This window comes from Longilinea arvoryzae (assembly GCF_001050235.1).
Lineage (GTDB): Bacteria > Chloroflexota > Anaerolineae > Anaerolineales > Anaerolineaceae > Longilinea > Longilinea arvoryzae.
The window spans coordinates 1,184,050-1,196,791 of sequence record NZ_DF967972.1; the positions used below are offsets into that span (position 1 = coordinate 1,184,050).

10 protein-coding genes are annotated in these 12,742 nt (G+C 58.6%); 4 read left to right on the forward strand and 6 right to left on the reverse strand.

Going from position 1 to position 12,742, the window contains the following annotated elements; genetic code table 11:
• Nucleotides 1-5: 5 nt before the first annotated feature.
• The 3 genes from LARV_RS05330 to LARV_RS05340 all read right to left on the reverse strand — a co-directional run bounded on the left by LARV_RS05330 (nt 6) and on the right by LARV_RS05340 (nt 3,733).
• Nucleotides 6-2,618: a TolB-like translocation protein gene (locus tag LARV_RS05330; RefSeq protein WP_075072655.1), complete on the reverse strand. Its 2,613-nt coding sequence runs from the start codon at nt 2,616-2,618 to the stop codon at nt 6-8.
• Nucleotides 2,611-3,126 carry an RNA polymerase sigma factor gene (locus LARV_RS05335; protein ID WP_075072656.1) on the reverse strand — a complete coding sequence of 172 codons (516 nt, stop codon included), beginning with the start codon at nt 3,124-3,126 and terminating at the stop codon, nt 2,611-2,613. Before LARV_RS05335 ends, LARV_RS05330 begins: the two co-directional genes overlap by 8 nt.
• 136 nt (nt 3,127-3,262) lie before the next feature.
• Nucleotides 3,263-3,733, reverse strand: a complete 471-nt coding sequence (locus LARV_RS05340) for a hypothetical protein (protein ID WP_075072657.1) — start codon at nt 3,731-3,733, stop codon at nt 3,263-3,265.
• Between the two features lie 454 nt (nt 3,734-4,187).
• Between LARV_RS05340 and LARV_RS05345 the strand changes: the two genes are divergently transcribed.
• Nucleotides 4,188-7,316: a hypothetical protein gene (locus tag LARV_RS05345; RefSeq protein WP_075072658.1), complete on the forward strand. Its 3,129-nt coding sequence runs from the start codon at nt 4,188-4,190 to the stop codon at nt 7,314-7,316.
• Between the two features lie 88 nt (nt 7,317-7,404).
• Here LARV_RS05345 and LARV_RS05350 read toward each other — a convergent pair whose 3' ends face one another.
• Together LARV_RS05350 and LARV_RS05355 are read right to left on the reverse strand one after the other, a co-directional pair.
• Nucleotides 7,405-8,589 carry a S1C family serine protease gene (locus LARV_RS05350; protein ID WP_075072659.1) on the reverse strand — a complete coding sequence of 395 codons (1,185 nt, stop codon included), beginning with the start codon at nt 8,587-8,589 and terminating at the stop codon, nt 7,405-7,407.
• A 35-nt stretch (nt 8,590-8,624) separates the two neighbouring features.
• Entirely contained in the window at nt 8,625-9,155 is a 531-nt protein-coding gene (locus tag LARV_RS05355) for a response regulator transcription factor (protein WP_075072660.1), read from the reverse strand.
• A gap of 215 nt (nt 9,156-9,370) precedes the next feature.
• Between LARV_RS05355 and LARV_RS05360 the strand changes: the two genes are divergently transcribed.
• The 3 genes from LARV_RS05360 to LARV_RS05370 are packed head-to-tail and all read left to right on the forward strand — an operon-like array spanning nt 9,371 to nt 11,179.
• Entirely contained in the window at nt 9,371-9,916 is a 546-nt protein-coding gene (locus LARV_RS05360) for a PadR family transcriptional regulator (RefSeq protein ID WP_075072661.1), read from the forward strand.
• Nucleotides 9,913-10,290 carry a DUF4180 domain-containing protein gene (locus tag LARV_RS05365; protein WP_075072662.1) on the forward strand — a complete coding sequence of 126 codons (378 nt, stop codon included), beginning with the start codon at nt 9,913-9,915 and terminating at the stop codon, nt 10,288-10,290. Before LARV_RS05360 ends, LARV_RS05365 begins: the two co-directional genes overlap by 4 nt.
• 1 nt (nt 10,291) lies before the next feature.
• Nucleotides 10,292-11,179: an alpha/beta fold hydrolase gene (locus LARV_RS05370; protein WP_075072663.1), complete on the forward strand. Its 888-nt coding sequence runs from the start codon at nt 10,292-10,294 to the stop codon at nt 11,177-11,179.
• Here LARV_RS05370 and pdxR read toward each other — a convergent pair.
• Nucleotides 11,158-12,618: a MocR-like pyridoxine biosynthesis transcription factor PdxR gene (gene pdxR / locus LARV_RS05375; protein WP_075072664.1), complete on the reverse strand. Its 1,461-nt coding sequence runs from the start codon at nt 12,616-12,618 to the stop codon at nt 11,158-11,160. The two genes, LARV_RS05370 and pdxR, sit on opposite strands and share 22 nt — an antisense overlap.
• Nucleotides 12,619-12,742: the final 124 nt, after the last annotated feature.

Genomic DNA, 12,742 nt, shown 5'->3' on the forward strand with positions numbered 1-12,742 from the left:
GAGCCCTACTTTATCCATCCGGTCCAGAGAAGTGAACCGGCACCGGAGGGCAGGACCAGGCGTTTCGAGCCGCTTTCCACGTCGATGACCAGCAGGCCGCCCAGGTCGGCGATGTTCGCCGCGACCCTTTTCCCATCCGGCGAGACGGAGATCTCGACGGCATATTTGCCTGAAGCCGGCCATCCGAGCAGTGCGGCGGACTGGGCGGTTTGCAGGTCGAAGCTGCGCAGGCTGTAAACGCCGTCCGACAGGATCGGCGAACCGTCGACCAGCCAGCGATCGGCGGCCAGACGCGGGAACTGCATGTTCCAGGGCAACACGGGTACGACGACTTCATCGGTGCCGGGCTGCAGATCGCTGCGGCACAGGGAGTATTCGTTGATCGCGGTGGCGCCGGTGGAGCAGGCGAAGAACAGGGCCATACCGTCCGATGTCCAGGTGGCGGGCGATCGATCGTCGATCTGCGGCGATTGGGTCAGGTTTTGCAACTGCGTCGCGCCTGTCTCAGGGTCCAATGCGAGCAGGAAGATGTCGCTGGCGCCGGAAAGCTGGTCCTGGGCTGCGCCGCCCAGCGCCATGCGGTAATCGGACGGCGACCAGGTGATGGCGTACAGGTCCTGCGCGCCGGTGTCGGCGGTGAACGCGTCGCAGGCGGCGCTTTCACGGCAGGTCAGGTCGATGACGCGTACGTAGCGCTGGCCAGACGCGCCGGGCTGATCGCTGGCGGCCAGATAAGCCAGGAAGCGACCGTCAAAGGACCAGGCGAAATCATAGGCGTTGCGTTCGAACCCGCCAACCAGCAGGCGCGGGGCGCCTTCGGCAAAACGCAGGGTGTACAACTGGCGGTAGTGCAGGCTGGAAGTGGAGTCGCCGTCGCCGGTCAGATAGTCGATGCCCAGGCCGTCCGGGTGAGCGTAGGCGGCCAGGACCTGACCCGGCAGGGTGGCCACGGGTTCGGGTGCGAAATCCGACTCCGCGGAGGCGGCATAGAGCAGGGAATGATCGCCTTCCTGCGCCACGCTCAGCAGGTCGCCGGAATGCAACTGCCGGCCGGTGTACTGGAAGGCGTCCATCGGCAACGGTTGGCCGGTGGGCAGGGGCTCGAAGGCGCCGTCGGTGATGACCTGCGGCTCGGAGGTGGCTTCGAGGCCTTCGGCGGGCGCATCGAAGCTGAGCGTAAAGGGGCCGCGCGCCTTGAGCGCCGCGCTCGTCAGCGGGATGCGCAATTCACCGCTCACCAGCCCGTCCGGTTGGAGCAGTTCGACCTGAATCGAGATGCCATCCGGACCGCTGCCCGCACCGTAGCGGTCATTAATGCCTTCGGGCCTGCCGACTTCGAGCGCGTAGGGTCGCAGCACGGCGCTGTCGTCGAGCGGGTCGGAGGTGACTGTCAGGGTCAGCGAATTAACGCCGTCCCCGTTCAGCTCGGCATGCCCGAAGTGCAGCGGCTGCCCGGCCACGTCGATGGTCTGGTCGATCTCCCAGGCCTGACCGGTTTGCGGGTCCGGGCCCAGGTCGACGACGAGTTCATCGGCCAGCGGAATGGAGGCCAACACGGCCGGAATTTGCAGGTTAAGTTGACCGGTGAGGACCTGAGCGCCGGGGAAGGTCAATGTGGAGGTCAGATTCGATTCATCGCCCAGCAGGCGGATGTAGTCCGGGTCGATGGGGAAGGCGTTGCCGGACGCGTCGCTGAGGAGGATGCCGGCGGTTTCGCCGCTGTTTTCGAAGGGGGAAAGGCTGAAGGGCGAGCCGGGGATGAACTGCCCGGACGGCGTGGCTTCCACAAGCACCTGCAGCTCGTCCGGCGTGCGCGCGGCCGCCTGAACGCAGATGCGAATTTCGAGCACCTCGGCGCAATTGGATGGCGCGCCCGTCTCGGCGGCTCCCTCCGCGGGGGTGGGATATGGGACGCTGATGTTGGCGGGGGCCAGAGCCGATTCGCCCCCCGGCACCCAGGTCAGCGGGATGCGCCAGCCCTCGGGCAGGGCCAGGGTCACCGCGGTCACATCGGCCGGCAGGGGCGGGAAGAGCGCGACCACGCCGAGCGAACCGGGCTCATCGGGCGACCAGCCCCAGTTGAGCAGCTCGAAGCGCTGCCCGTCGGGGGTCTCGAGCCAGGCGCCGTCGATGGGGCGGGCCTGGTCGTTGAATTCGAGCCAGAGCTGGGTATCGCGGGCGGTGATCAGGCCGTTGGTCACGGTCAGGGAACGATCCTCGTGCACCTGCGTAACCGGGTTCGCGAGCACCCGCGCCTGATCGAGGTCGACAAAGCCGACCTGCGGCAAATAGGCGAAACCGAACAGGCGTCCCAACGAGGCCAGCACCGGCTGGCGGAAAATGACCAGCAATGCGAGGAGCGCCACGGCCAGGGCGGCCCAGGCCCAGCGCAGCGTGGGACGCGGTTGTGGACGGCGGGTGTGTTGAAGCCAGCGCTCCTTCAGGCCGCGGCGGGGACGAATTTCGGCGGAAAAATCGGCGCCGGCGATTCGCGCGGCCGGTTCGAGCGCCGCCCGAACGGAGGGGTCGAGCCCGGCCCGGCTGCCGTCGGGTGATGCTCCGCTCAGCAGGCGGTCGAGTTCGCGATTGAAGGCCAGGATGGAATCGTTTTCACTCATGAGATACCTCCGCGGCGCGGCTGGAAAGGCGTATGCGCAGGCGGTTCAAGGCGCGGTAAAGGATGACGCCGACGTTGCTTTCGCTCAGGCCGCTCAGTTCGGCGATCTGGCGGTTGGTAAAGCGCGAGGCAAATTTGAGCGCCAGCAGGTCGCGTTCGCGCTCGTCCAGTCCGGCCAGGGCAGCCAGCAGCGCCTGGCGCTCTTCCATTTCGATCAGGCTCAACTCCGGCGGTGTTCCAGGCGCGGCCAGATCCTCCGCCAGGTCGGCCGGACGGCTGGCGGGCGAAGCCCAGTGGTTGGCGGCCAGGTTGCGGGCGATGGTAAAGATCCAGGCGCCGAAGCTGCCCCGGCGCGGGTCGAAGCGCCTGCGATTCTGCAGGGCGCGTTCGAAGGCTGCCGAGGCCAGATCATTGGCCGTGTCGGCATCTGCGCCGCGCAGCCGAAAGTAGCGAAAGACCGCCGGGTAAAAACGTTCGAATTGGGCAGGAAGGTCGTCAGGGACGTTCATGGGTTCTACTCTATACTACAGGTAAGGCCCGAAAGTATTACAGGTCCTGACGGACGTGCGGATGAGTTCTGTGTTCAGCGGGAGTCTGTCGTTCGTTCTGGCCACCAGCCGGCCGGCCCGGGCGCGTAACAGGGAGTCAACCGCGGGGTTCCAGCGCGCTGCGCAGCTTTGCGATCACTCCCACGTGATAGGAGATGTGCGCCAGCAGCGCCAGCCAGGCATCGATCACAATTTTCGGCCAGGCCTGGCGGGCTTGCAAACGCTCCTGCACCTCAGCGTAGGTGCCGCGCAGCTCCAGGCGCAGGTTCCTCCAGGCGGTTTCGTTCAGGCTGCGAACCTTCCAACTGGCCGGATAATCGGCCTGCGGGGACTGGCCTTTCTCGTAAGCCAGGAACAGGTTGAGATCGTAAAGCAGGTGGGCGCAGTGCGCGGCGATGGTCTCGTCGCCGGGGCGCAGTTCGGCTGAGGCGGTGCGGGCGTCGATCGAATCGATGCAGCCGAGCAGTCCGGACGTACCGGTATCGAGAAAGGCGGCCCTGGAAGACACGCCGAAGGCCTCGGCCAACAGACTGCTGATGGATTGCTGGAAGTCGGAGGTTTGGATCATGGGCGTCTCCGTGAAAATGTCAGGCTGTGAAGATGATTATAGGGAATTCGAGGAATAGTGTCTATTGGCCGGATGGGGAGGAAAATCGAGCAGTCTGCGATTCAGGAAATGCCGTTAGGCGCATAAATCGGTCACCTGAAGACCTAGATTGCATCGGATTTTGATGAATAGGCTGGTTGATGGCAGTGCTAAAATAGGTAGAGCCAAAAACAGGATAAGTGAAGTAAATACTGTGGCTTAGAGATACGTTTTTCTGAAGCCCAATAATTAAAACGGTGGATGCTTGTTTACGGGTTGTGAATGAATGAAAGAAATTCAGCCTGGGGGCAACGGTTGTGGAGATTTTTTCATGCAAAGAAGTGGATATAACGTGCTCTAGGAATGGAGCGCGTTTGTTTTTCATTGATTGACTGGAATGCAAACGTTCCTGTTGTAACCCTATAAAGGATCAAAAATGGTAATAAAAAAGAATTGCCTTTTCAGTATTGGGGTCATTCTATCCTTTTTGTTTTCCGGTTCTTGGAATTATGCAATCGCACAGGCGCAAACTGAACAACGCGTTCGCCTGGTTTTGGCATTCCCGAATCCAATCACCCTCTCTGTTCCGGCAGGTTTGGATCAGGAGGAAACCGAGAGGTATGCCAGGGAATTCTACAACCAGCAGGTCCAGTCTCTATTGAAGGATCTCGAGCCGTATCTGTCGAACGGAAGTATTTCGAATGTTCAGCTTCTTCCTGCATTGAATAGCATCCGTGTAACGGTGAAAGACTCAGGCACTTTCAACCCTTTGAACGCGACGCCTTCCAATACCGAAGGCGAACCCATGAATGATTCTCCATTCAAAATAGTTGAATCTTTCTCCAGTATCCCCATTATGACCAGCACGGATGCGCAATCCCTGCCTGATTTTTTATCTGACTCGGTTCCATCTCAGGGCCGGGATGTGCTTTCTATTTTAAATTCGATAAACACTATTGCCAGGGTGGAACCCGATAACGCGACTCCTTCTCAATGCACCCATGCGGCGGCGGATAATTTCCGCGCTGAAGTTTCGGCTGTCTCCGCCTGGCGGCAGGCAGTCTCGCTGCGCCAACAAAATGGCGAAACGCCAACGGGCGGTTCCCAGCAGCCCAGCATTCACATCAATATGGGAAATGTTCCCTCGTATATCGAAGGAAATGTGGGCGGAAAAACAACGGTTCGTTTACATGTGCTGCGGGGTGGAACGGTCATTGGCAGAGATTCGCAAATCAGCGGCGACGATGGAAGCTATCTTTTCTGGCCATCATCCAATTCGTATGACTGTGCGCCCGGCGCGCAGTGGGCGTTGGAACTGGGTGATGTGGTGCAGATCAGCGCAAACGGATACACCGTTCAAACCGTGGTGGTAGATATGAAGGGTTATGCCTACGCAGAAGGCCAACGCGTGGAAGGCACCGCGCCTGTGGGACGCTCCGTGGTGGCACAGCTTTCCTGGTATGAGTCGCTAAATCTCTGTCAGGCCTTATCGACTCGCTCTGAGACGGTAGCTGTCAATGCGGATGGAACGTATAGCGCGCCGGTCTCCACCCAGTTCAATCGCAGCGTATCGGGTCTTGTCGAGGCGCTGGATGCGAATGGCAATGGCACCTATCGACCATTTCAAAAATACCAGTTGGTCGGCAATCGCTGGGGTGGGTATAGCGTAATCCTGCAGCCGAACACGGCCTTTACCATTCAACAGCGCCGGAACGGCGTGCTGCTTGCCACTCAAACCGGCGTAACCAATGACAGTGGTTATTATTACGATTATTTCGATGGGGGGCCCGGCGATGAGTTAACGCTCACGACCGGGACCATTACCATGAAACAGGTCATTATTATTGAACCAACGATCAACGTCGATGCTGTAAACAACACCATCAGCGGAACCACCACGCCTGGTGTGGCCATGCGCCTGGGCGGAACCGAAAGCTCCCTGGAACCGATCCATTGCCCGGATAACGAAAACACCTGCCTGACACAGGTAGCCGACTCGAACGGGAATTACAGCTTTCATTTGGCTCAATCCGTTAATGATCTGGCATTTGGGATTTCTTTTATGACCCGGGAAGGCGAAGGATGGAATATGTATGCATCCAGCGCCCCCACAACCCTAAAGCTCCTGGTCTTGGCAGACCCAGGCACCATTCAGGGACGCTGGTATGAGGGAACGACGCCCTTGACGGTCCGGTTGTTGGATGGAGATGGGGTCGAACAGAAGACGGTGACCGTTCAGCGCCCCGAGTCGACCAGCAGTTTCTTCGCCGCAGCCGGCATGAAGATCCCATATGGGTGGCAGGTCGAAGTGAGCGATGGGGTAAACACCCAAACGATGACGGTCGGTCTGGATACCGTCAATGTCGATAATATAACAGACCAAATTACCGGCGTTACCCTGCCAGGTCATATTAAAGCCACAAATGGCAAATTTTGCCTTGAGTCGGATGTGGCGTCACAGGGGCCTTTTTCATTGGGTGGCGTCGATATTCCGTCAACAGTCACATTTTATGTGACTCAGACTGACGCGGATGGCTTTCAAACCCAGCGATATGTTTCTCTGTACAAAAATAACCCTTTGTCGTTTTCCTATTACCCAGGGAAATGGATCGTCTCCGGACATTTCGACGCGCCTTATGGGACGGTCATTGCCTATTTAATGCGTGGAGAAACGACGCTGACCTTTCTATCGACGAATAACAGCAGTTCAAGCGCTCCGGGCGAATTTGAAATCCCATTGAGTCCGGCGAATTATGAATTTCAAGCCGGCGATTCGATCTTGTTATTGAAACCGGATGGCAGTTCATTCACCGTGCAACTGGCCTATGCGACGGTAAATGTTGACACCGCCGGAAAAAGGGTTTTTGGAAAGGCTCCAGCGAATAGCATCATACAGGCAGGCGTTGGTCGAGATTCTCCTGGAGGTACTTTTCGATTTATGCCTGATAGCGTTGTTGATGCAGACGGCAACTATGCTGTTCAAATCCAGGCCGACGATATCTGGCAGATGTACAACTGCAATCGCGTGGATATCGCCCCGCGTTGCGTTTTCCCATGGATGATCTATGAGTCTCCAGAAAGTTACCTGTATTCTTATTACGGCCAGCAACCCATGCCCGAAGCCGCTGATCGTTTTGAACCCGATGATACGAAGGATGTTGCCTCCAGCTATACAGAGCCTCAGCTTCATACCCTTCATTCACAAGATGATTTTGATTGGGTGCGGTTCGAGGTCCCTCAATCGGATGTAGACAAGCATACCATCTATCATATTTATACCTATGATTTGGGATGGGATATGGGTACCTATTTGGAATTGTGGGACGGAAATGGCAGCTATTTAACCGGGACTTATAGCATTAACCAGGATAATCAGGGAAGCGGCGCTGAACTGAGGGGGTATTTTTCCCAGGCCGGCACTTACATACTGAGAATCCATGGATTTATACCATACGATGATGGTTCTACAGTTTTCTGGGAATCCTATGGCGGCATGTGTGACTCGATCTATTCTCTGGGGATCGTTCGCGAAAAACAAGTCTTCCTGCCATTTATCGAACGTTAAGGTGCTGTGGTATCTTTTTTTACACGGGAATAAAAAAGGCTGCACCTGCATTCGAACGCAGGTGCAGCCGTGAAGGATAAGGCATCGATCAGTTCGAGGTTGCCTCCAGCGTTATCTGGACCGTCTTTTCCACTCCATTGCGCAGGATGGTCAACTGGACGGTCTGCCCGACCTGGGTGCTGTTGAACAGATAAGAGGTCAGTTCGTCGAAGGTTTTGACAGCCTGGCCGTCGATGGCAGTGATCACATCCCCACCGCTGACCGTCATTTGTCCGGACCGGGTGTACTGCTGCGTGGTGGCCACCAGACCGGCCTTGTCTGCCGGACTGTTGGGGGTGACGGTCACCACCAAAATACCCACCAGGTCTTCACTCAATCCGGCCTGCTGCGCCAGTGAAGGCGTCAGCGTGGCCCCGGAGATTCCCAGGCGCGGATGGGCATACGAGCCATCCGTGATCAGGGTAGGCACTACCTGTTCGACGATGTGGGACGGGATGACGAAACCGATGCCGGAGTTGGAGCCGCTGGTGGATTGAATGGCAGCGGTTACGCCAACGACCTGCCCCTGAACGTCTACCAGCACGCCGCCCGAGTTACCCGGGTTGATGGCGGCATCCGTCTGAATGATATCCGGGATGGTATAGCTGCCGGTGGTATAAGCGTTGGATTGATCAACGGTCAGCGAGCGCGACAGAGCGCTGATAATGCCCTGGGTCATGGTGCCGGAGAGGCCGTAGGGATTGCCGATGGCAATCACCAAATCGCCCACCTGCGCGGCTTGCGAATCGGCCAGGGTGACCGGGCGTAGCTCGGCCGCGCTGGCATCCACCTGAATCACGGCCAGGTCGCTCTCCGGATCGGCTCCGACCAGTTTCGCGTCCAGGGTGGCGCCGTCCGCAAAGGTGACGGTAATCGCGCTGGCGTTTTCAACGACGTGGTTATTGGTGACGATGTGCCCCTGGGTATCCCAGACGAAGCCGGAGCCTTCGCCGCTGGATGAACCATAACCGGTGTTTTCGGTCACTTGGATGTTGACAACGGAGGGATTGACGTTCTTGTAGATCTGTTCGAAGTCGGATTGCACCGTGGCCAGCAGCGCGCTATCAACGGAGACAACGGGGCTGTATTCGACCTGCTGCACCGTGCTGGACGAAGCAATGGGTGTGGTCGTGGTGGCGATTACGGGCAGAGTGGTGGCGGCAGTTTGCGCCGGCGCACAGGCGGCCAATAAGATCACCAATAAAATGCTGATGAAAGTCAATTTTTGTTTCATAAAGAAGTTCCTTTCTTCCCTGTTCGGTAAAACGATCAACGGATCCTGTTTTTGGGCGTCAGACATTTATGCAACCCGGATAAGGACCATTGAATGCGTGAGGTTCTTCGTTTCGGCAAGCTTGCTGAGGCGTTGGGAATGCCGGGTAAGACGGATCGCGGCTGAGTTTTGATCAGCGCAGGCTGCAACCGGCGCAGAATGCTGCGGATGCGCGCCGCCAGCTCGTGCGATTTGATGGGGCGTTGGACAACATCTTCCACTCCGGCCGCAAAGAGCGCCAGCACGTAGTCTTCGGCGTTTTGTTTGCTGACGGCGATGACCGGCCCCTGGCGCAGGCTGACCCATTTACGGCAAACGGCCACATCCTGCTCCAACTGTCCCAAAAGAAAAACCAGAATTGCAGCCGGTTTTCGATGGCCGTTTTGCTCGCCGTTTCTGAACTCATCTTCAGCCATCAAGCGCAGCCCGGCTGCGGCCAGGTCGGCGCGCAGTTGTTCCGCGCCCCACAGCTCGTCGCCGGGCAGCACCAGCATGATATCGATGGGTTGGATGGCTGTTTCGATCATAAGCGTCTCGATTCCGCACACGGAAACGATGCGTTTCTTTGTGTGTGCAGATCAGGATAGCAGCCAGATGTTCAAATCTTGTATAGAACGGATAAAAATCTGGTTAAAACAAATTCGTGATTGGCGATTCTGAGGAAATTGCAGGTTGCAATTTTACGTTATGTATGTTATAAATAACATATGTCAGTATAAACCTACGATCGAGGATTCACAAAATGACCATCCAATATGCCATTCTAGGCCTGCTGAGCTGGCAGTCCTTTGCCGGTTACGATTTGAAGAAAATCATCTCGGATTCAGAGCTGTTCTACTGGTCGGGTAGCAACAACCAGATTTATCGTACGCTGGTGCAGCTGCATGAAGACGGACTGGTGAGCCAGGAAGTGCAGGAACAGGAAAACTTGCCGGCGCGCAAGATTTACACCCTCACCGAAAAAGGCCGGGCGGAGCTGCACGAATGGCTGCTGACCACCCCGGAACTGCCCGAACGCCACAATGCCTTCCTGATCCAACTGGCCTGGGCGGATGCCTTATCGGCAGCCGATCTGGCAGCCCTGGTGGAACGTTATGCCGGGGAAGTCGAAACGCACCTGTTGCTGCTGCAAGAGAAGGTGCGCCGCTGGCTCTATCCCGCCCGATCCAACCGGGAGGATTTTCTCTGGCGGCAGATCAACGAGAATCTGATCGCGCATGACCGGCTGGAGCTGGAATGGGCGCAAAGCCTTCGCGCCGGCCTGGCCGAAATGGGAGAGCAGCCATGAACTATACGCTGATCAGCACGGGCAATCGCAGCTTTCTCGCATGCAGCCCGGATGGACCGGACAGCCGGGTGCAAAGCGAACGCGATGCGCTGGATCTGGTGGCGGCCTGCGGCGAAAACGGCACCGAAAACCTTTTACTGCCGGCCGGGTGCCTCAACGAAGACTTCTTTCGATTAAGCACGGGACTGGCCGGAGCGATCCTGCTCAAATTTAGCAATTACCACATCCGCTGCGCGCTGGTGCTTTCGTCTGAGCAGGCCCACCGCGGGCGTTTCGCCGAACTGGTGCTGGAGGCCAACCGGCGCAATCGTGAACTGCACTTTTTTACCAGGTCCGCGGAAGCGGAACGCTGGTTGATCGATGAGGGAGGTTGAAATGACGAAAACCCCGGTTATCTTTAAATCCGCTGCCGGCCGGGAAGCCATTTTGGCGATCTACCCGGAAATCCTGGCGCGCTGGCCGCAGCCGTTCGAGACGCTGCGCATCCCCAGTCGCCTGGGCAATACCTTCGTGGCCGCCTGCGGCGATCCGGCTGCGCGGCCGCTGATCCTGCTGCATGGTTCGAGTTCGAATGTGCTGATGTGGACCGGGGATGTACAGGAATACGCGCAGCACTTCCGCATTTATGCGCCGGATATTCCCGGCGAACCCGGCCAGAGCGAGCCGGTGCGGCCGCCATTGGCCGAATCAGCATATTCAGACTGGCTGCTCGATCTCTTCCAGGAATTGGGCATCCAGGACGCCTGCCTGGCGGGAATCTCGCTGGGCGGTTGGATGGCGCTCAAATTTGCCACGGCCCATCCTGAGCGCGTACAAGGTCTGGCGCTGATGTGCCCGGCGGGCATCTGTCCGCAGAAGATGTCCTTTTTGGTTAAAACGATCCTCTACAGTCTGGACGGGAAAAACGGGCGCGACTCGATCCTGCGCATGGTTTACAGCGGCGTGCCGATCCCGGACGAATTGATGGCCTACATACACCGGATCAGCGAGCAGTTTTCACCGCGCATGGAGGTGATCCCATTGTTCAGCGACGCTGAACTGGGCCGTCTGGATATGCCGGTGCTCCTGTACGCGGGTGAGAAGGATACCCTGCTGCCGTCGCAAAAGACAGCGGAACGCTTGGGGCGCCTGCTGCCGCACGCCGAAATTCACCTGCTGCCGGACGCCGGGCATGTGCTGGTGGGTCTGGCCGGGCCAATCGATGCATTTTTCCGGAAGAACCGGCAGCCGGCGATCACCGGTCAATCACTCCTGGACAGTTGATCCAGCGCCCGGGCAAGACGCTGGATACCTTCATCGATCTGCTCGGGCGGCAGCAAAGTGAAGTTCAGGCGTAGGGCCTCCGCGCCGGAACAGCCGTCGGCAAAAAAGGATCGGCCTGGGGCAAACGAAACCCCGGCTGACAGCGCCAACGGCAGCAGCCGCGCGCTGTCCATCCCCGGCGGCAAGCGCAGCCACAGGAACAATCCGCCCTGGGGCGCTGTCCAGCGCGTTTGTTCAGGCAGCCAGCGGCGGACCGCCTGCAGGGCAGCGTCGCGCCGCCGCCGATAGAGCAGGCAGGAACGCCGCAGGTGAGCCTGATAGCGCCCGATGGTGACGTAGTTCTCCAGCGCGCGCTGGATGAAGCTGGAGGTAGCCAGATCGGTGGTGCGCTTGAGCCGCGCCAACCGCTCGAGCGCCGGCCCGTCCGCGACCATAAAACCGACCCGCAGGCCGGGCATGAGCATTTTCGAAAAGGTGCTCACATAAATGACCTGCCCGCCGGGATCGAGTGATTTGAGCGTCGGCAGGGCGCGGCCTTCGTAGCGCAGATCGCCGACGAAGTCATCTTCAAGCACCGCGGCATTGTGGCGCCTGGACAATTCCAGCAGGGTGCGGCGGCGGGCTGCGCTCAGGCAGACCCCTGTCGGGTTGTGAAAGTTGGGAATGGTGTAGATCAGGCGCGGGTGATGCTGCTGCAGAGCGGTCTCCAGCGCGTCCATTTGCAAGCCGTTTTCGTCCAGTGGTACGCCGATCACCTTCAGCCCCAATCCGTGGAACAACTCCAACCCGCTGGCATAGGTGGGTGCTTCGACCAGGATGCAATCACCGGGTCGCAGCAGCGTTTGGCAGACCAGTGCAATGGCCTGCTGGGAGCCTGAAGTAATCAGCACGTTGTCGGGCGAGGTTTGCAGACCCTGGCTGGCCAGCACCTGGGCAATGGTGGCGCGCAGCGGCACGTAACCGCACGGATCGCCGTATTCCAGGGCTGCGTTCCCTTCGCGGCGCAGGATGTTTTGCAGTACTTTGCGGAACTCCTCGACCGGGAAGAGATCGGATGCCCCGCCGCCGGGAGAAAAATCGATGCAGCCGGGGGAAGCGGCCGGGACTCTCGGGCTCGCCTCAGCCGGCTGGAGAGCCAGTTCCTGCTGCCAGAGCGGCCAAAGCGCATCGATGGGCGCGGGTTGCCGGGCGGGCTGCGCCGGCATCGGCAGCACATATACGCCGCTGCCAGGGTGGGTGTAGACCAACCCATCCGCTTCCAGTTCGCCGTAGGCAGTCTCGATGGTGATGCGGTTGACTCCCAGGTCATGCGCCAGCGTCCGGCTGGCGGGCAGACGCGTCTGAGCGGTCAGACTGCCGGAAAGGATGGCCTGGCGAAAATACTGCTCGATTTGCCGGTAGAGCGGGATTTCGCTGTTTCGGTCGATTGGGATGCGCATACCGTGCTCCGTTGGAATGGCCTGGTAAATTATTTAGAATTATAGAACAATAACCCGGAAACAATAACCAAATCCTCAAGTGGTATGGTTATTATTCACAGTAATTGGCTCTAACAATCAAGCC